The 19,217-nt window shown below is 70.8% G+C and carries 15 protein-coding genes; 9 read left to right on the plus strand and 6 right to left on the minus strand.

Features of this window, described 5'->3' with window-relative positions:
• Positions 1-3 precede the first annotated feature (3 nt).
• From ACIPKM_RS03755 to ACIPKM_RS03770, 4 genes are read right to left on the minus strand one after another with little or no spacing between them, the layout of a single operon-like run.
• A complete protein-coding gene (locus ACIPKM_RS03755) occupies positions 4-3,018 on the minus strand; it encodes a glycoside hydrolase family 2 TIM barrel-domain containing protein (RefSeq protein ID WP_402736207.1) in 3,015 nt (1,004 codons plus the stop codon).
• Positions 3,015-3,950, minus strand: coding sequence for a carbohydrate ABC transporter permease (locus tag ACIPKM_RS03760; protein WP_092384698.1), 936 nt, complete (start codon positions 3,948-3,950; stop codon positions 3,015-3,017). The genes ACIPKM_RS03755 and ACIPKM_RS03760 overlap by 4 nt, the downstream gene beginning before the upstream one ends.
• Positions 3,947-5,044: a carbohydrate ABC transporter permease gene (locus ACIPKM_RS03765; RefSeq protein WP_071294396.1), complete on the minus strand. Its 1,098-nt coding sequence runs from the start codon at positions 5,042-5,044 to the stop codon at positions 3,947-3,949. The genes ACIPKM_RS03760 and ACIPKM_RS03765 overlap by 4 nt, the downstream gene beginning before the upstream one ends.
• Positions 5,041-6,405 (minus strand): extracellular solute-binding protein, encoded by a 1,365-nt coding sequence (locus ACIPKM_RS03770; protein WP_071294397.1) that lies wholly within the window; start codon positions 6,403-6,405, stop codon positions 5,041-5,043. Before ACIPKM_RS03770 ends, ACIPKM_RS03765 begins: the two co-directional genes overlap by 4 nt.
• Positions 6,406-6,598: 193 nt before the next feature.
• Between ACIPKM_RS03770 and ACIPKM_RS03775 the strand changes: the two genes are divergently transcribed.
• Complete coding sequence (locus tag ACIPKM_RS03775) at positions 6,599-7,762, plus strand: Vms1/Ankzf1 family peptidyl-tRNA hydrolase (protein WP_071294398.1); 1,164 nt, start codon at positions 6,599-6,601, stop codon at positions 7,760-7,762.
• A 68-nt stretch (positions 7,763-7,830) separates the two neighbouring features.
• Here ACIPKM_RS03775 and ACIPKM_RS03780 read toward each other — a convergent pair whose 3' ends face one another.
• Positions 7,831-8,976 (minus strand): MFS transporter, encoded by a 1,146-nt coding sequence (locus ACIPKM_RS03780; RefSeq protein ID WP_071294494.1) that lies wholly within the window; start codon positions 8,974-8,976, stop codon positions 7,831-7,833.
• Positions 8,977-9,083: 107 nt separating this feature from the next.
• Between ACIPKM_RS03780 and ACIPKM_RS03785 the strand changes: the two genes are divergently transcribed.
• Positions 9,084-9,785, plus strand: coding sequence for a GntR family transcriptional regulator (locus ACIPKM_RS03785; RefSeq protein ID WP_254790679.1), 702 nt, complete (start codon positions 9,084-9,086; stop codon positions 9,783-9,785).
• Positions 9,786-9,866: 81 nt separating this feature from the next.
• Here the strand turns inward: ACIPKM_RS03785 and ACIPKM_RS03790 are convergent, their stop codons facing one another.
• Positions 9,867-10,022, minus strand: a complete 156-nt coding sequence (locus ACIPKM_RS03790; RefSeq protein WP_156794780.1) for a hypothetical protein — start codon at positions 10,020-10,022, stop codon at positions 9,867-9,869.
• Between the two features lie 208 nt (positions 10,023-10,230).
• On the opposite strand from ACIPKM_RS03790, the gene ACIPKM_RS03795 reads away from it, so the two are divergent.
• The 7 genes from ACIPKM_RS03795 (at position 10,231) to ACIPKM_RS03825 (ending at position 19,074) form a co-directional block, all read left to right on the plus strand.
• Positions 10,231-11,337 (plus strand): LacI family DNA-binding transcriptional regulator, encoded by a 1,107-nt coding sequence (locus tag ACIPKM_RS03795; protein WP_402736208.1) that lies wholly within the window; start codon positions 10,231-10,233, stop codon positions 11,335-11,337.
• A gap of 254 nt (positions 11,338-11,591) precedes the next feature.
• Complete coding sequence (locus ACIPKM_RS03800; protein ID WP_402736209.1) at positions 11,592-13,322, plus strand: ABC transporter substrate-binding protein; 1,731 nt, start codon at positions 11,592-11,594, stop codon at positions 13,320-13,322.
• Positions 13,319-14,299: an ABC transporter permease gene (locus ACIPKM_RS03805; protein ID WP_070417091.1), complete on the plus strand. Its 981-nt coding sequence runs from the start codon at positions 13,319-13,321 to the stop codon at positions 14,297-14,299. The genes ACIPKM_RS03800 and ACIPKM_RS03805 overlap by 4 nt, the downstream gene beginning before the upstream one ends.
• A complete protein-coding gene (locus ACIPKM_RS03810) occupies positions 14,296-15,228 on the plus strand; it encodes an ABC transporter permease (protein WP_070417090.1) in 933 nt (310 codons plus the stop codon). The genes ACIPKM_RS03805 and ACIPKM_RS03810 overlap by 4 nt, the downstream gene beginning before the upstream one ends.
• Positions 15,225-17,009, plus strand: a complete 1,785-nt coding sequence (locus ACIPKM_RS03815) for an ABC transporter ATP-binding protein (protein ID WP_402736210.1) — start codon at positions 15,225-15,227, stop codon at positions 17,007-17,009. Before ACIPKM_RS03810 ends, ACIPKM_RS03815 begins: the two co-directional genes overlap by 4 nt.
• Positions 17,006-17,878, plus strand: coding sequence for an alpha/beta fold hydrolase (locus tag ACIPKM_RS03820; RefSeq protein WP_402736211.1), 873 nt, complete (start codon positions 17,006-17,008; stop codon positions 17,876-17,878). Before ACIPKM_RS03815 ends, ACIPKM_RS03820 begins: the two co-directional genes overlap by 4 nt.
• A gap of 8 nt (positions 17,879-17,886) precedes the next feature.
• Complete coding sequence (locus tag ACIPKM_RS03825) at positions 17,887-19,074, plus strand: family 1 glycosylhydrolase (RefSeq protein ID WP_092384985.1); 1,188 nt, start codon at positions 17,887-17,889, stop codon at positions 19,072-19,074.
• Positions 19,075-19,217 lie beyond the last annotated feature (143 nt).

A 19,217-nucleotide genomic window follows, 5' to 3' on the forward strand; every position in this document is an offset into this window, starting at 1 on the left:
CGCTCAGCCGAGCACGACGCTCCACGAGAACGCCTGCGGCCAGAGCTGGTGCTCCGGCAGCACGTCGAGGCCGCACGCACGCGACCCCAGGCCGTGCTGCGCGGCGTCGAGGTACAGGTACAGGTGCTCCGACACCGGCAGCTCGTACGGGTGCATCGCGCGACCGATCTGCTGCGCGGTCCACGGCGACAGGGTGAACCCCGCACGGTGCGAGCCGACGGTCGACACGGTGAACGGCCCGACCGACAGCTCGCGCAGCGACGGCCGGTGCCCGGTCTCCTGCGGCATCGAGTACTCGACGCCGAGCGACCGCACCGGTGCCGAGAAGCGTCCGACGCGGGCGGCGTGCGACGAGTCCGCGTACGACTCGAGCGGCCCCGTGCCGAACCACGACGCGTCCGAGTCGGCCAGGGACGCTGGCAGGTCGAACCGCACCCCGATCCGTGGCCACGTGACGTCCCACGCGCCGAACGGCACCGCGTCGGTCTGCAGCAGCAGCCCGGCGTCGGTCAGGGTCCAGCGGTGCGTGACGTCGACGCCCCACCCGCTGTTCGCCGCCGCGACGCGGACCCGCTGCTCGAGCCCGGAGTCCGTCCGCGAGACCGACACGAGCCGGTGCGTGAGCCGGTCCAACCCGCGTTCGCGCCAGCGTGTGGCCGACGGGGGAGCGTCCGGGTCGCCCACGCCGTGCGTCAGCACCGGGTCGGCGGTCTCGTACCCGCCCTGTGAGGCCAGACTGTCGTTGTCGGTCGGTGCGCGCCACAGCTCGAGCCGCGGCCCGGCGACCTCGTGCCCCTTCCAGGACACCAGGTCACCGCGGGCCGAGAACGTCCCGTCGCCGAGTCGGTCGCCGTCCCACCCCTGACCGGAGGCCCGTGGCACGTCCGCCTCGCGCGATGCGACGAGCGTCTGGGTGCGTGCCAGGACGTGGCCGGTGTCCGCCCACGAGGTCGGCCCCGCCAGTTCCGCCCTGACGTCGAACCACAGCTCGTCACCGGGGGCGAGCGCCGCAGTCGCGGCCACGAGCACCTCGTCCGGCACCGGCACCGTGGCGGAGGACCGCGCCGCGACGACGCCCGGCGAGAACCAGCCCTCGTGCTCCACCACGCCGTTCCGGGACAGCGTCCAGTGGAACCGCAGTCCCGCGGTCGAGGCCGAGTGGTACCGGTTCTCGATGAGCACGGTGGTGTCCGACGCGGACAGCCGGATCGGCGCCACGACGGCCGCGAACTCCGCCAGCCCCGGCGTCGGGGTGTCGTCGGGCAGCACCAGGCCGTCCATCACGAAGTTGCCGTCGTGGACGACCTCGTGGAAGTCGCCGCCGTACGCGTGGTACGGCCGCCCGTCGGGGGTGTGCGCGAGCAGTCCGTGGTCCCGCCACTCCCACACGAACCCGCCGTGCAGCCGCGGGTACTTGTCCACGAGGGCCTCGTACTCGGCGATCTGGCCGGGTCCGTTGCCCATCGCGTGCACGTACTCGCAGTGGATGAACGGCTTCGACCGCTGGCGAGCCGCCTCGGCCGGGCCGCAGCCGAGCAGGGGCGTTTCCGGACCGCCGCCGATCGACTCGGTCTCCTGCAGCGACGGGTACATGCGCGAGTACACGTCGGTGTAGGCGCCCGTGTAGTCGCCCTCGTAGTGGACCGGACGTTCGTCGTCGCGGTCGTGCACCCACTGCGACATCGCGGCGAGGTTGCGACCGGTCCCGGACTCGTTGCCGAGCGACCACATCACGATCGACGCGTGGTTCTTGTCGCGCTCGACGGTCCGCGCGATGCGGTCGAGGTACGCGTCGCGCCAGGCCGGGTCGTCCGACGGGTTGCCGGCCCAGCCGGTGAAGATGAACCCGTGCGTCTCGAGGTCGCACTCCAGGATCACCCAGAAGCCCAGCTCGTCGGCGAGGTCGAGCACGCGGGGGTGGGGCGGGTAGTGCGACGTCCGGATGGCGTTGACGTTGTTCCGCTTCATGAGCGCCATGTCCGCGCGTGCGTGCTCCTCGTCGAACACCCGACCGCGCACGGGGTGGGTCTCGTGCCGGTTCACGCCGTGGAACACCACGCGCTCGCCGTTCACCAGGAACCGATCGCCCTCGATCGACACGGTGCGGAAGCCGAGCCGCAGCGACACGGTCTCACCACCGGCGCTCCCACCGGCTGCGGTCCCGGTGGACAGCGTCGCGTCGTACAGCGTCGGGAGCTCGGCGCTCCACGGCTCGACACCCTCGACGGTGATCGGTCCGACCTCGTCGTCGGACGCCCACGAGACGTCGACGCCGAGCGCGGGCACCGTGAAGCGCACCGGGAACGCAGCATCGACGGTCGGGAACGAGATCGTCCCCGTGCCGGTCGACGGTCGGCCGGACGCCGCGGTCCCGGCGCTCGCCGCACTCCCGAGCACGGCGGTCCACCCGGCGCGCACGAACACGTCGTCGATCGGGGCGGTCGGCCTCGCCAGCAGCGTGACGTCGCGGAAGATCCCGGGCAGCCACCACTGGTCCTGGTCCTCGAGGTACGAGGCCGCCGACCACTGGTGCACGCGGACGCGGACCTCGTTCGACCCCGGTCGCAGCACGGACGTGACGTCGAACTCCGTCGCGAGCCGCGACCCGGTCGACCATCCGATGAGGACGCCGTTCACCCACACCCGGAAGTGCGACTCCACACCGTCGAACCGGAGCAGCACCCGGGCCGCGGCGTCGAAGGACGTCGGGACGTCGAAGGTGCGGCGGTAGTCACCGGTCGGGTTCTCCTCCGGCGGGTGCGGCGGGTCGATCGGGAACGGGTACTGCAGGTTCGTGTAGCTCGGCGCGCCGTGCCCGTGCAGCACCCAGTGCGCCGGCACCGGGATCGTGCCCCACTCGTCCTCCGGCCCCGGTTCGGGGACGTCCGCGACGGGCGACCACCGGAAGTCCCACTCCCCGTCCAACGACAGGGCGGGAGCGTCCGTGTGCAGCCAGGCCCGTGGGGCCAGCCGGGTGTCCGAACCGGGGGCGGTGGAGGAGAGTGCGGCGATGGTCAACCCTTGACCGATCCTTCCGTGAGGCCCCCGCGCCAGAAGCGCTGCAGGACGATGATGGCGATGACGAGCGGGATGACCGAGACGAGTACCCCGCCGGTGGTGAGCTGGTAGAACTCCGGCAGCCGGTCCACCTGCGAGCGCCAGTTGTTGAGTCCCAGTGTGATCGGGTACAGCTTCTGGTCGGCCAGCATGATGAGCGGCAGGAAGAAGTTGTTCCAGATGCCGACGACCTGGAACAGGAACACGGTGACGAGCGCCGGCGTCATCTGCCGGAGCACGATCGTGTGGAAGATCCGGAGCTCGCCGGCCCCGTCGATGCGTGCCTGCTCGAGGAGCGCGGTGTCCACCGACGCCGCGGCGTACACCCGGCAGAGGAACAGGCCGAACGGAGAGACGAGGCTCGGGATGAGCACGCTCCAGTACGTGTCGGTCAGGCCCAGCGTCGAGAACAGCAGGAACAGCGGCAGGGCCGTCGCCGTCCCCGGCACGAGCACGCCGCCGAGGATCGTGCCGAACACGAGCTGCCGACCCCGGAACTCGTACTTCGCGAGCGCGTAGCCACCCGCCGCGGCGAAGTACGTCGCGAGGACGGCGCCGACGCCCGAGTACAGGATGCTGTTCGCGATCCAGCGGACGAAGATGCCGCCGTCGTACGTGAACACCTGCTGGAGGTTGCTGAACAGCGCGAAGTCGCCGCCGAACCAGAACCCGTTCGTGGCGAACAGCGCGCCGGTGGTCTTCGTCGCGGCGATGATCACCCAGTACAGCGGGACGAGGAAGTAGATCGCGACGATGACGAGGATGCCCGTCACGACGATCTGCGACTTGCCGGAGCGGTCGAGCTTGCGGCGCTGGTGCGCCGAGATCGACGTGGTGTCCACCGGGACCGCGGTCTTCGCGGTGGCCGGCGCTTCGATGGCTTCGCTGCTCATGCGTCCGCCCCCTTCGTGACGGTGGTGCCGTGGTCCGGACCGGAGCGGCCCTGGAGGTGCGGTGCGGCCTGGGTGGTGACCGTCCCGGCCGACGCGACGCGCGTCTGGAGCGCGACCCGCGCCTCCTGGCCGTCCCGCTTCGCCCGCTTGCGGCGATCCCGCTCGTCCTTCGGCGGACGGTTCGTCAACGCGAGGAACGCGAACGACAGGATGAACGCTGCCAGCGCGATGATGACCGCCTGCGCACTCGCGACGCCGTACTCGTTGAACGCGAACGCGTTCGTGTAGGCGGCGTAGTTCGGCGTGTACTCGGTGTCGATCGCGGGGGCGACCGTGGACAGGATCTGCGGCTCCGCGAAGAGCTGCAGCGTGCCGATGATCGAGAACACCGTCGTGAGCACGAGTGCCGGCGCGATGAGCGGGATCTGGATCCGCCAGGCGACCTGGAACGCGTTCGCGCCGTCGACCTTGGCGGCCTCGTAGACCTCGCCGGGGATGGACTTCAGCTGCGCCACGATGATGAGCATGTTGTAGCCGGTGTACGTCCACGTGACGATGTTCGCGATCGACCAGAGCACGCTGTTCGCGCCGAGGAAGTCCGGCTGGAGCCCGATCCCCTGCAGCAGCGACACGATCGGCGACAGGCCCGGCACGTACAGGAAGGACCACAGGATCGTGGCGATGACGCCGGGGACGCCGTACGGCATGAAGTAGATCGCACGGAAGAAGCCCGGCCAGCGGGCGCTCGCCGACTCGAGCAGCAGCGCGAGGATCGTGCAGGCGATGATCATCACCGGGACCTGCACGATGCCGAACAGCAGCATGCGGCCGATCGAGGCGACGAAGCCGGCGTCCTGCAGGGCGATCGCGTAGTTGTCGAACCCGGCGAACCTGCCGACGACGCCGTCCTCGCCGAACAGCCCCTCGCGGTCGACGGTCGTGAACGACTGGAACAGCGCGCTGATGATCGGGATGATGAACGTCAGCACGAACAGGGCGAGGAAGGGTGCGAGCAGGATCCACGGGGCGCGCTTCTGGGCGACCGTGGCCTTCGTGCTCGTGCGGAAGCCGTTCTTCGGCTGCGTCGTGGTCATCGTGCCGTCCTCACGCTGAGGCCCTTGTCCTTGAAGGACTGGACGATCTCCTTCTGGGCGAGCTCCACCGCGTCGGTGAGCTTCAGCCCACTCGTGAGCTTGCGGCGGAACTGGTTCTGCAGACTCGTGAACGCCGACTGCGTCACGGGCGACCAGGACCACTCGACGTTCTGCTCCTGCGCGGCGGGGACGAAGACATCCTCGTTGTAGTTCTGCCCGGAGAACCACTTGCTCGGCTGCTCGCGCTGCGCCCCGATGTAGTCCTTCGCGGGCGACCACCCGATGCCGCAGTACTTGATCATCGCGTCGATGCCCTCCTTCGAGGTGGTCATCCACGTGATGAACTCGAGCGCTTCCTTCGGGTGCTTCGCGTTGGCGAGCACCGCGGCCGTCGAACCGCCGATCGCGCTCGACCCGAACCCGGTGTCGCCCCACTTCTGCATGGGTGCGACCTTCCACTTGCCCTCGCCGCCCTGGACGGACTCGATGAGGGCGTCGCCCCAGCTCGCGCTCGTGACGGCCGCGATCTTGCCGCTCGCCGCCGAGGCGTACCAGCCGGGGGAGTACGCGCCGGCGCTCGTGTCGACGAGCTTGTCGTCGATGACGCCGTCGAAGAACTCGGCGACCATCAGGGTCTTCTCGTCGGTCATGTCGACGACCCACTCGTCGCCGTCGACCTTGAACCACCGGGCACCGGCCTGCTGCGCGTACGCGGCGAAGGGGGAGGCGTCCGAGACCGGGAAGACCTCGAGGTAGTTCTGCGCCCCGGTCTTCCGGACCTTCTCGGCGAGGTCGCGCCACTCGTCCCACGTCGTCGGGGGTTCGCCGCCGGCCTGCTCCAGGAGCGCCGTCTGGTAGTAGAAGCCCATGGGGCCGGTGTCCTGGGGGATGCCGTAGATGCCGTCCACGAACGAGACCTGCGCCCAGGCGGCGTCGTCGTACTTCGACTCGAAGTCCTTCGCGCCGTAGCGGGCGAGGTCGACCAGACCGTTGGCGAGCATGAACTCGGGGATCTGCCGGAGCTCGACCTGCCCGATGTCCGGGCCACCACCGGCCGCGAGTGCGGAGTACATCTTCTGGTACCCGCCGCTGTTGCCGCCCGGGATCCAGTTCGCGGTCACCTGGATGTCCGGGTGCGTCTTGTTCCAGACGTCGCAGACCTTCTGGAGGTCCTTGAGCCAGGCCCAGTAGGTCAGTTCGACCTTCTGCCCGCTCGTAGCGGCGGGGATCAGCGCCGCCTTGTTCACGTTGGTCGAGCCCGGCACCGCGCAGCCGGCGAGCAGTCCGGTCGCGGCCGCGCCGAGGCCGAAGCCCAGCAGTTGTCGTCGGGAGATGGGCCGTCGGTTCGGTGGAGGCGTCATTGCCGGGACTCCGGTTCGTCGTCGAGCGGGATGCCTCCAACCCAACCACAGAACCGAGCGCAGCTGTACTTTCACGAAGACTCTGGACGTTCCCTCCGGACGTGGAACACCGTGCCCCGTCGGGGTGGAGTGTGGGCCAACACGAAACGTCGGGGTCCGTGACAGCCCCGGCATCCGTCCGAGAGGAGCTGCCATGACGTCGACCAACGCGACGAGCGAACTGCACGGGATCCTGGGACAGCGGCTGGAGGGCGGTGGGACCTGGGCCTGGGCGTACGCCGACGTCTCCGGCAACGTGGAGGACCCCCGACGGCAGGCGGCACTGAAGCTGCGTGTGGTCGAGGAGGCCCTGCGTGCGCAGGGTGCGACCGACGACGTGGTCGACCTCGTCGCCGGCGAGTTCGAGCAGGAACCCGGCGTCCCCTCGCCCGTCACCCGGTACGTGCTGGTCCACGACGGTGCGCTCGTGCTGAGCGAGGTCCTGCCCGGGCACCTGCACGGCCCGGAGTCGGTCGGCGTCGGTGCCGTCCCCGACCTCGTGCCGCTCGTCGCCCACCGGCCCGTCGACCTGCCGTTCCTGGTGGTGCACGCCGGCAAGGAGGGCGGAGCCTTCCGTTCCTACCGACTCGGCCACGCGCCGCTCGACGCGACCGGCGGTGAGCAGCAGGTCCAGGGGCGCAACGACACCCTGCACTACGCCAAGGCGGGGACCGGGTGGAAGCAGCCGCACTGGCAGCAGCACACCGAGGAGATCTGGAAGCAGAACTCGTCGGAGACCGCCGCCGCCGTGGACGAGGCCGTCCGGACCCTCCGCCCCGGACTGGTCGTGGTCGCCGGGGACGTCACCGCGCGGGAGCTCCTCGTGAAGGCGCTGTCCTCGGAGACCCGTGCGCTGACCTCTGTCTTCCCGGGCGACCCCCGCGCCGACGCCTCGTCGAAGCAGGCGTTCGTCGAGCACGTCGAGACCGCGCTCGCCCGGGTCGTCGCCACCCGACGCCACGATCTCGAGGACCTGCTCCGCACCCACGTCGGTCGGGGCGACAACCTCGCGGTGACCGGGCTCGGAGCAGTCGTCGGGGCGCTGCAGCAGGCGCAGGGATCGGTCGTCGCGCTCGACGCCGTGGCGGTCGGGGAGCGGACGCTCCTCGCGCTCGCCGGTGCCCCGTGGGTGGCGACGGCGCCGGAACAGGCTGCCGGGACGCCCGTCATCGGAGCGGTGCCGGCGGTGTGCGCGCTCGTGCGTGCGGCGGTGCTGACGGACGCGGAGCTCGTGCTCGTCAACGCGGCGTCGTTGCCGGGTGGGGTCGCGGCGGCGGCGTTGCTGCGGTGGCCGGTGGGGCCGGCCGTGCCCGCCTGATGCGGTGAGCACCTGACGGACGGGAGGCGCGGTGCCGGCTGGCACCGCGCCTCCCGTCCGTCCCGCGGTCAGTCGTGGGAACGATCGCGCCGGGGCACCAGGGGCAGCGCCAACAGCGGCAACACCCCCACGATCGAGAACGACGCCGCGAACCCGAGCGCCCCGACGAGCGCGCCGACCCCGGGACCAACGGCGCTCGCCGCGATGAACTGCCCGGTGTTCTGCGCCCCGAGCGCCCGCCCGGACCAGAACGGCCCCGCGGCCTCGGCCACCGACGTGTACGCGAGCCCGTTGTCCGCGACGGTGACGCTCGTGGCGACGACGAGGAACACCGCGGCGGCGGCGAGGTGCGTGGCGTCCACCACCGCCAGCAGCCCCATCACCCCGGCGGCGCTCACCGCGACGATCCGCAGCGGACCGACGCGCGAGGCGGCGCGGTCGCTCCAGGCGCCGACGAGGATCCTCCCGACGGCGCCGACGAACTGCGACGCCCCGACGAGCAGTCCCGCGGCCGGGGTCGACCAGCCGAGGCCGACGAGCCACACCAGGCCGTACGTGGACAGCGTGAACTGCGGCACGACGAGCAGGACCGACACCGCGTGGATCCGCCACAGGAACCCGTTCGCTCGGTACGGGTTCGCGACGTGCTCCACCGGGGCGTCCGCACGCGCGGGGCGGGGCGGGTTCGCGATGCCGATCGCGCACAGCACGGCGAGCACGGCGCACAGGACGACGGGCAGGACGAGGGCCGCGCGGATGCCGTCCGCCTCGGCGAGCTGCGGGACCGTGACGGCCGCGAGCGTCACCCCGAGCGGCTGCGACATCTGCCGGATGCCCATCGCGAGGCCGCGCCGCTCCTTCGGGAACCACCCCACCACGACTCGGCCGCTCGCGGCGTTCGTCGAGGCGCTCGTCATGCCGGCGGCGAGGAACGCCAGGCCGAGCAGCACCGGGTCGCCCGCTGCCAGCCAGGCCCCGACGACCGCGAGGGTCGTGAGGACGAGCCCGCCCGCGATGACGACGCGCTCGCCGACGCGGTCGGTGATCGCACCCCAGGCGATGAGCGTCAGGACCATGCCGAACGTCGGTGCGGCGGCCAGGAGTCCGGCGAGGGTCAGCGTCGTGCCGTGGGCGTGCAGGTACGGGATGAGCAGCGCGGGGGCGGACACCACGAGGGTGCCGGTGGCCTGGGCGGCGACGCCGAGGCCGAGCATCGTCCAGGCGCGGGAGGTGGTGGTCACGGGATCGTTTCAGTGTGGAACGGATTGGTATACCATTACGGTATACCATCCGGTCCCGATCGCCGCTAGGCTGGATCGCCGTGACCGAGACGACCGATGCAGCGCCCGTGTCGCAGACGAGCCAGCTCTACGACAACCTCCGAGCCGCGATCCTCACGCTCGAGATCGCCCCGGGGGAGCGCATCTCCGAGCGGGGGCTCGAGGCGCGGTTCCACGCCTCACGAACCCCCGTGCGCGCAGCCCTGTCGCGGCTCGAGCGCGAAGGGCTCATCCTGCACGAGGGTCGTTCGTGGACGGTCACCCCGATCGACCTCGACGAGATCGCCTCGCTCGCGGAACTCCGCGGCGTCCTCGAACCCGCCGCCGCCCGGCTCGCGGTGGCGCGCGCGTCCGAGGAGCAGCTCGCCGAGGTCCGCGGCCACCTCGACACCCTCCGGCCGACGCCCGACCAGCAGGCCGGCATCCGGATGGGCTCGACGTTCCACCTCGACCTCGCCGCGCTCGGCGGCAACCGGTTCATCACCGACGCCATCGCCGACGCACTCACCCGACTGGAGCGCACGCGCTGGATCGAGGTGCGCACGCCCGAGGCCCGCGACGCCGCGTGGGAGGAGCACAGCGCCATCATCGACGCCGTGCGCTCCGGGGATGCGGACCGCGCGGCCGAGCTGCTCGCGGCGCACGTCGCCGGCACGAACGACCGGCTGCTGGCGTGGATCGCGCAGGAGCGCCGGCGTCTGCGGGGCGCCGGCATGGCGATCGTGGGCAGCACCGAGCGCTGACGCGACGGCCGTGCCGTGGACGCGCCCACCTGCGGAGGGCGCGGTGCGGGGCGGACCCGCACCGCGCCTCCGGGAAGGCCGCTACGGTTTCGTCGCCGCGTCCTCGGCCGCGTCGATCTGGTCGAAGATCCAGGCGTTGCCGCCGTCGGAGTGGTCGAGCAGCGCGTCGCGCACCTCGGCCTCGTCGGTGGTGAGCCGGATCGCGCTCTTGCTGCCGGACCGTGTCGATTGGGACATCGCGTCTTCTCCTGTGTGTGTGGGCACCGTCGTTGGTGCGCTTCCTCACGGGACGTGCTGAGGTCGTGACAGTGTCGCGCGCGCTGTCCGGATCGCGCAAGGGGTTTCCGTCACATGTGGGAAAGTCCCGGCCGGCACCATGCCTAGGATGGTCCGGCCGCGCGGCTCGCGGCACGACACCAGCGGACGTCGGACAGGAGGGACGGGCTTGGCCGAGCAGCGCACCGCACCTCCCACGGTCTACGACGTGGCCTCCGCGGCGGGCGTCTCCATCGCCACCGTCTCCCGCGTGCTCCGCACGCCGGACGCCGTCCGCGAGGGCACGCGCGACCGGGTCCAGGCAGCGATCCGGACGCTCGGGTACGTGCCCTCCGGGAACGCACGGGCCCTCGCGGGCAAGCGCACCGGCGTGGTCGGACTGCTGCTGCCCGGGTTCGACGTCGTGCCGGACGAACGCCCCGACCTCGTCACGGACGGCGGCGTGCGGGTCGTCGACGACCGGCGGCACGTGACGCAGCCGTTCTCGTCCAACCTGTACTTCGACGAGGTCCTGCGCGGCGCCGAGACCGAGGCGTGGCAGCGTGGTCTGGCGCTGATGGTGGCCGCGGGGCGGGGGTCCTCGCGGGACGTCATCGTGAACGACGTCGCCGGCCGGGTCGACGGTCTCGCGGTGCTCGCCCAGACGGTGCCGGACGACCTGCTCGAACACGTCGCCCGACGGATCCCGGTCGTGGTGCTCGCCGACGACCGGCGCTCGCACGGGTTCGACTCGGTGAGCGTGGACAACGCGGCGGGCATGCGGACGCTCGGCGCGCACGTGATCGGGCGCCTCGGCATCCGGTCGTCGCTCGTGTACCTGGCGGGGCCGATCGACTCGCCGGACGACATCGAACGCTCCGCGGGGTTCCGCCAGGCGCTCGAGGACCACGGGGTGCAGGCGTCGTCGGTGCGTGTCGTGCACGGCGACTTCGGGCGTGCGCGGGCCCGGGAGCTCGCGGCACAGCTGCTCGACGGGGACGCCGTTCCGCGGGCGATCGTCTGCTCGAACGACCAGTCGGCGCTCGGGGTGCTCGACGCCGCGGGGGCGCGTGGTGTGCGGGTGCCGGAGGACCTCGTCGTGACGGGCTTCGACGGCATCGACGCGGGTCGGTTCTCGTCGCCGCGCCTGACCACCGTGCACCAGCCGATGGGGGAGCTCGGTCGCGCGGCGGTGCGGGCGATCGTGGACCGGCTGGAGCGCCGCGAGGGGCCGCCGCGGGCGATGCGCCTGCCGGTCGAGGTGCTCCTGCGCGAGAGCTGCCCGCCGGCGCTGTAGGCAGTGGCGGCTGCGCCGGTGTGCGAGGACCCGCGGCGCCGTCTCGCCGCTGCGAGGTCCCGCGTCGCCGCGGCGTGCGAGGTTCCGCGCACCGTGGGACGCTCGCGCCCCCGCACGCTGGTCGGAACCTCGCACACTGCGGTCCGGACCGCCCGCACACGTGCCGCCCCGCGAAACAACCCGCCCGGTTGCGCGACGCGATGTAAGCGCATACATTGTCTCCGTACCGACTCGACACGGAGGTCGACCGAGCAATGACGCTTCCCCCACAGCGCGTCCCAGCGCGCACCCCGGGCACCCGCCGGGGACGGAGAGGCCGCCTCATCGCGGCCATCGCCGGCATCGCGGTCGTGGCCCTCGCGGCCACCGGCTGCAGCATCCAGGTCCGGTCCCAGCCGGACCCGAGCATCGGCAAGGACACGATGCTCATCAACGCGGACCACGGCAACCCGCTGTTCGACCGCAACTTCAACCCGTACATCGCGAACGCCCGCACGGCGAGCAAGTGGATGTACGAGCCGCTCATCGAGATCAACCCGCTCGACGGCAAGGGCACCCCGTGGCTCGCGAGCAGCTGGGACCAGCCGGACGCGCGCACGATCGACATGACGATCCGCAAGGGCGTCGAGTGGTCGGACGGCTCGCCGTTCAGCGCGAAGGACGTCGTCTTCACGTTCGACCTGCTCAAGAAGTTCCCGGCGATGGACGTCAAGGGCGCCTGGCAGCACATCGACAGCATCGAGAGCACGGACGGCCACGTCGTCTTCCACCTCAAGGGCGACGACGTACCGAGCCTCAACATCATCGGCGCGACGTACATCCTCGGTGAGAAGCACTACGGCGGTGTGAAGGACCCGACGACCTGGCGTGACCCGAACCCCGTCGGGACCGGTCCGTTCGTGCTCGGCAACTACACCGACCAGCAGTACTCGATGGACAAGAACCCGAAGTACTGGCAGGCCGACAAGATCGCCATCAAGCACCTGATCCTCCCGGCGACGAACACGCAGCTCGACACCGTCACACGCGGCTACGACTGGGCCTACTCCTTCATCTCCGACGTGAAGGGCACCTGGGGAGCGGCGTCGAAGACGAACACGTGGTGGTTCCCGGCCGGCGGCGTCATCGGCCTCATCCCGAACCTGACGAAGGCGCCGTACAACGACGTCAACGTCCGGAAGGGCATCTCCCTCGCCCTGGACCGCGACGACATCGCCGAGACCGCGTCCGAGGGCAACCTGGCGGCGGCGGGCCAGACCGGCCTGATCCTGCCGAACCAGGAGAAGTACCTCAACCCGGACATCCCCGACCAGGGCATGATCGCGCAGGACGTCGACGCCGCGAAGCAGGCGTTCGCGAAGTCCGGCTGGACCGAGCAGGACGGCAAGATCATGAAGGACGGCAAGCAGCTGTCCATCACGATCATGACCGCCAACGGCTACTCGGACTGGCTCCGCGCCGCGCAGACCGTGCAGCGCAACCTCACGGCCATCGGCATCAAGGTGTCGATCCAGGCACCGCAGCCCGCCGGCTACCAGTCGAACCTCAACAACGGCCAGTTCGACATGGCGATGGGCGGCATGGGCAACGGTGACGTCTACCAGGCGTTCAACTCCCTGCTCTCGAGCGACTTCTACCAGCCGGTCGGCAAGTCGACGGTCAACAACTACGAGCGGTACCAGAACGCCGACACGCAGAAGCTCCTCGACGAGTACAAGGCGACGACGGACACCGCGAAGCAGCAGGAGATCCTGAACCAGCTGCAGGAGATCGTGTACGACGACCTGCCCGTGATCGGCATGTACTACGGCGGACTCTGGGGCCTGTTCAACACCGGCAAGTTCGTCGGCTGGCCCAGCGCCGAGGATCCCTACATGGCGCCGCAGAACTACGACTCGGCACCGCTGCTCATCTTCTCGAAGCTGCGGCTCCGCGACAGCGCAGCCGGCCGGGCGATCATCAAGGCCGAAGAGGACCAGAAGTGAAGTACATCCTCCAGAAACTCGTCCTCTTCGTCCTGACCCTCTGGGCCGCGGTCACGCTGAACTTCGTGCTCCCGCGACTCATGCCCGGCAGCCCGACCGACGCCGCCCTCGCGAAGCTCAGCCAGAACGGCCCGGTCACCGACGCCACCAAGAAGGCCATCGAGGCCCAGCTCGGCGTCCCGAGCGGCAACCTCTGGGACCAGTACGTCAGCTACCTGCACCAGGTCATCACCCTCGACTTCGGCACGAGCTACACGTTCTACCCGCAGCCCGTCGGCGACCTCGTGGCCCAGGCCCTGCCGTACACGCTGATCCTCGTCGGCGTCGTGACGATCCTGGCGTTCGTGCTCGGCACCCTGATCGGTGTCGGCGCGGCCTGGAAGCGCGGCACCTGGCTGGACTCGCTCCCGACGCTGTCGGGCTCGTTCATGTCGACGTTCCCGTACTTCTGGACGGCGCTCCTGCTGCTGTTCTTCCTCGGCTACGTCCTGCACTGGTTCCCGACCACGGGTGCCTACTCCGCGACGACGACCCCGGGCCTGAACGGTGCGTTCCTCGGGGACGCCCTGCAGCACGCGGTCCTGCCGGCGATCACGATCCTCGTGACGAGCCTCGGCGGCTGGATCATCGGCATGCGCAACGCCATGATCAACACCCTCGGTGACGACTACGTGACCTTCGCCGAGGCGAACGGTCTCCGCGGTCGCACCGTGGCGATCCGGTACGCGGCCCGCAACGCGATCCTGCCGAACCTGACCGGCTTCGGTCTGGCCCTCGGTGGTGTGGTCGGCGGTTCGGTCCTGGTCGAGCAGGTGTTCGGCTACCCGGGCATCGGCTACCTGCTGTTCAACGCCGTGATCGGGCAGGACTACCCGCTCATGCAGGCCCTCTTCCTGATGATCACCGTGTCGGTGCTCATCGCCAACTTCATCGTGGACGTCCTCTACGGCGTCCTGGACCCGAGGACGCGCCGATGACCACGATCGCAGTTCGCACGCAAGCAGAAGAACCCACCGCCCCGAGCAAACTCCGAGCCGCCGCCCGCCAGTTCGGCGTCGTCTGGAGCAACACCAAGGCCCGGATCGGCATCATCATCCTCGCCGTCTTCGTGATCGTGGCGATCTTCGCCCCGCTCCTCGCCCCGTACGGCGCGAGCCAGAACGGGTTCGCCCGGAGCGCCGACGCCACCGGCGCGCACTGGATGGGCACGACCGCCGCCGGCGAGGACGTCCTGTCGCAGATCATCTACGGCGCCCGGATCTCCGTGCTCGTCGGTGCCGTCGCGGGGCTGCTGTCCACGCTCGTCGCCGTCGCGATCGGCCTGAGCTGGGGCTACGTCCGCGGCTGGATCGCCGAGGTCATCGGGTTCATCGTGAACCTCTTCCTCGTCATCCCCGGCCTGCCGCTCATGATCGTCATCGCCGCGTACCTGCAGAACGGCGGCATCGCGGTCATCATCGCGGTGATCGTGGTCACCGGCTGGGCCTGGGGCGCGCGCGTCCTGCGCAGCCAGACGCAGTCCCTCCGCGGTCGTGACTTCGTGACCGCGGCCCAGTTCTCCGGCGACGGCGCGACGCGCATCGTGTTCCGCGAGATCCTGCCGAACATGACGAGCCTCATCGTCGGCTCGTTCTTCGGCGCGGCCACGAGCGCGATCCTCGCCGAGGCGGGCCTCGAGTTCCTCGGACTCGGCGACTCGTCCATCGTGAGCTGGGGCACGATCCTCTACTGGGCGCAGAACTCGAACGCCCTGCTGACCGGTCAGTGGATCCTGCTGTTCGCCCCGGGTCTCTGCATCGCACTCCTCGCGATGAGCCTGACCCTGATCAACTTCGGCGTCGACGCCGTGTCCAACCCGCGACTGCGCGAAGGCGCGCGTCGCAAGCGCAAGGAGGCCACCGCATGAGCGGCTCGCGTTCCGAACCGATCGACGGCCTGGAGGCGCGGGACGGCGCCGCCACGCGCCTCCCGTCCGACACCACGAGCGCCACGCAGGACGTGCTGCTCGACGTCCGCGACCTGTCGGTCGTGTACGAATCGGCCGGCCAGGAGGCCGTCCAGGCGGTCGACCACGTGTCCTTCCAGCTGCGGAAGGGCGAGTTCGTCGGCCTGGTCGGGGAGTCGGGTTCCGGCAAGTCGACCCTCGGCTACGCGCTGACCCGGCTGCAGAAGCCGCCGGCCCGGACCAACGGCGGCAACATCTTCTTCGGCGGCCACGACATCCGCGACCTCGACGAGGAAGCCCTCCGGCAGCAGCGCCAGGGCGGGTTCGCGATGGTGCTGCAGTCCGGCATGAACGCGCTCAACCCGGTGCGGACGATCCGCAACCACTTCATCGACATCTTCAAGGCCCACGGCCACGTGTCGCGTGATCGCTGGGACGCCCGGATGAAGGAGCTCATCGAGAAGGTGAAGCTCCCCACCGCCATGCTCGCCCGGTACCCGGGAGAGCTGTCCGGCGGCATGCGGCAGCGCGTGTCGATCGCCCTGGCGCTCTCGCTCGAGCCGCAGCTCATGGTGTTCGACGAGCCGACCACCGCGCTCGACGTCCTCGTGCAGCACGCCGTGATGGACACGATCATCGAGCTGCAGCAGTCCGAGGGCTTCACGGCCATCCTGATCAGCCACGACCTCGGCATCGTCCTCGAGGCGACCGAGCGCGTGCTCGTCATGCACGAGGGCCGCATCGTCGAGGACGGCGGCTCGAAGGAGATCCTCCGCGACCCGCAGGACGAGTACACGCAGATGCTGCTGTCGCACTACGCCGACCCGCGTGCCGAGGTCGTGAGCCTGCCGGGCTTCCCGGACCGGTCGCAGCGCGACCCGTCGGCGACCCGCCAGGAGACCACGACGTCGTTCAGCACGGTCGGTTCCCGCGAGCGCAGCGCCGCCCGCAACCCGATCGTGGTCGAGCACCTCGTCAAGACCTACCCGGCACCCCGCCGCGGCGAGCAGCCGGTGCAGGCGGTGCGCGACGTGTCGTTCACCCTCGAACCCGGGCAGTCGCTCGCCCTCGTCGGCCAGTCCGGTTCGGGCAAGTCGACGATCGCGAAGATGCTGACCGGCGTCGAGAAGCCGACGACCGGCACGGTCCGGTTCGGCGACACGGACGTGGCGAAGCTCGGGAGACGGGGGCTGAAGGACCTCCGCTCCGAGGTGCAGATGGTGTTCCAGGACCCGTACGCCGCGCTCAACCCGCTGCACACGGTCGAGTACACGCTGTCCCGCCCCGTCGCGAACTACACGAACCTGCGCGGGCGCGATGCCCGGAAGCGCGTGCTCGAGCTGCTCGAGACCGTGGGCCTGACCCCGGTGGAGCAGTTCGCGCAGAAGCTCCCGCACCAGCTCTCGGGTGGCCAGCGCCAGCGCGTGGTCATCGCCCGGGCGCTCGCGTCCGACCCGCAGGTGATCATCGCGGACGAGCCGGTCTCGATGCTCGACGTGACGCTCCGTGCCGGGGTGCTCGCCCTGCTCGAAGACCTCCGCGAGCAGTGGGGCGTCTCGCTCCTGTACATCACGCACGACCTGCTCAGCGCGCGCCTCATCACGGACGACATCATGGTGCTGCACGACGGCGCCGTGGTCGAACGGGGCCGCACGGCCGAGGTGCTGCAGCACCCGCAGGACGACTACACGGTGGCGCTGCTCGACGCGGTGCCGAACCCACGACGGGCGCTGCTGGCATGAGCACGCTCCGCGACTTCCCGTCCGTCCCGCCGTTCGGCCACCTGCCCACCCCCGAGGGGGTCGACGTCGTCGGCATCGACCTCCCCGTCGGCCGACTCACCGCCTACCGCGTCGTGCCTCCCGGGCCGTCGAAGGGCACCGTCCTCGTCGTGCCCGGGTACACCGGCTCGAAGGAGGACTGGCGCACGTTCATGCCGCTCCTCCGTGACGCCGGCTGGACCGCGGTGGCGATCAGCCGCCGTGGCCAGGCCGACTCGGCGCGGGCATCGGGGCCGGCCGGCTACACGCTGGCGGAAGAGGCCGCCGACGTCGTCCGGGTCGCACGGCTGCTCGACGACGGCGCTCCCGTGCACCTCATCGGCCACTCGCTCGGCGGCGTGATCGTCCGCGAGGCGGCCATCGCCGACCCGAGCGCCTTCCGCGACGTGGTGCAGTTCTGCTCCGGACCGTACGGCTGGCCCTACCGCAAGGTCGCCGAGCTGACGATCCTGCACGACACCGGCGGCAACCTCCGCCAGCTGTTCGACTCCACCAACCCGCTCTGGGCGTACCGGCCCGACGAGGAACTCCCCGACGACCCCCGGTTCGTCCGTGACCGCTTCGACGCGCACGACCCCGCGAGCGTCGTCGCCGGCGGGCACATCCTCGAGGACCACACCGACTCCTCCGCCGCACTCCGCGCCACCGGGCTCCCGGTGCTCGTGACCCACGGCGAGTGGGACGGCGCCTGGCCGATCCCCTGGCAGCGGCAGATGGCGGAGGACACCGGCGCCGCCTACGAGGTCATCCCGGAGAGCTACCACGGCCCGCAGGTCGAGAACCCGTCGGCGACGCTCCACACCTTCGACCGCTTCCTGTCACAGCACTGAAAGGCACGATCATCACCACGCTGCAGTTCCCGAAGGGCTTCCTCTGGGGTGCCGCCACCGCCGCGCACCAGATCGAGGGCAACAACGTCAACAGCAACTGGTGGGTGCACGAGCACGAGCCCGACACCACCATCGTCGAGCCCTCGGGTGACGCCGCCGACAGCTACCACCGGTACCGCGAGGACATCCGCATCGCGGCCGACCTCGGGCTGAACTCCTACCGGTTCAGCATCGAGTGGGCGCGCATTGAGCCCGAGCGCGGGTTCGTCAGCCGGGCCGAGATCGACCACTACCGCCGCATGGTCGAGACCTGCCACGAGTTCGGCATCGAACCGATCGTCACGCTCATGCACTTCACCGTGCCGCGCTGGTTCGAACGCGACGGCTTCTGGCGCGCCCCCGACGCCGCCGACCTCTTCGCCCGGTACACCGAGGCCGCGCTCCCCGTCGTGCAGGACGGCGTCCGCTACGTCTGCACGATCAACGAGCCGAACATCGCGGCGATGCTCGCCGGCGGTGAGGACGCGGCGAACCTGGTCGCCTACGGCCTGCCGAACCCGGACCTCGGGGTCGCCGACGCCCTGCTCGCCTCGCACAAGCGGTCCCGCGAGGTCCTGTCGCAGGTGTCCGGCCTGCAGTCCGGCTGGACCATCGCGACGCAGGCGTTCCGGTCGAACGGGGAGCCCGGCGCCGACGAGATGCTCCGCGAGTACGGGTACCCGCGCGACGACTGGTACCTCGAGAACGCCGCCGGCGACGACTTCCTGGGCGTGCAGGCCTACACCCGCACCTTCATCGGACCGTCGGGCCCGCTCCCGGTGGCCGACGACGTCGAGACGACCCTGACCGGGTGGGAGTTCTACCCCGAGGCCTCGGCCGACGGGCTCCGCAGCGCGTGGGAGCTCTCCGGGCACGTGCCGCTGATGATCACCGAGAACGGGATCGCCACCGCCGACGACTCCCGCCGGGTGGCCTACACGCAGGGTGCCCTCGAGGGGATCCACGCCTGCATCGAGGACGGCATCGAGGTCCTCGGCTACCAGCACTGGTCGCTGCTCGACAACTACGAGTGGGCGTCGGGCTTCCGCCCGACGTTCGGGCTCGTGTCGTGGGACCCGGTGACGTTCGCCCGGACGCCGAAGGACTCGGCGCGGTGGTACGGGCGGGTCGCCGCCGCCAACGCGCTCACGGTCTGAGACGCAGCCGGAGGGCGGACGGGAGGCGCGGGGGCCGCCGGGCCCCCCCCCCCCCGCCGGGGGGCGGGGGGGTGGGGGGGGGCGGGTGCCCGGCCGGGGCAGCCCGGCCCGCCGGACGGCCGCCCCCCGCGGGCGCCCCCCGC

The organism is Curtobacterium sp. NPDC086286 (genome assembly GCF_044746255.1).
In the GTDB taxonomy this organism is placed as follows: domain Bacteria; phylum Actinomycetota; class Actinomycetes; order Actinomycetales; family Microbacteriaceae; genus Curtobacterium.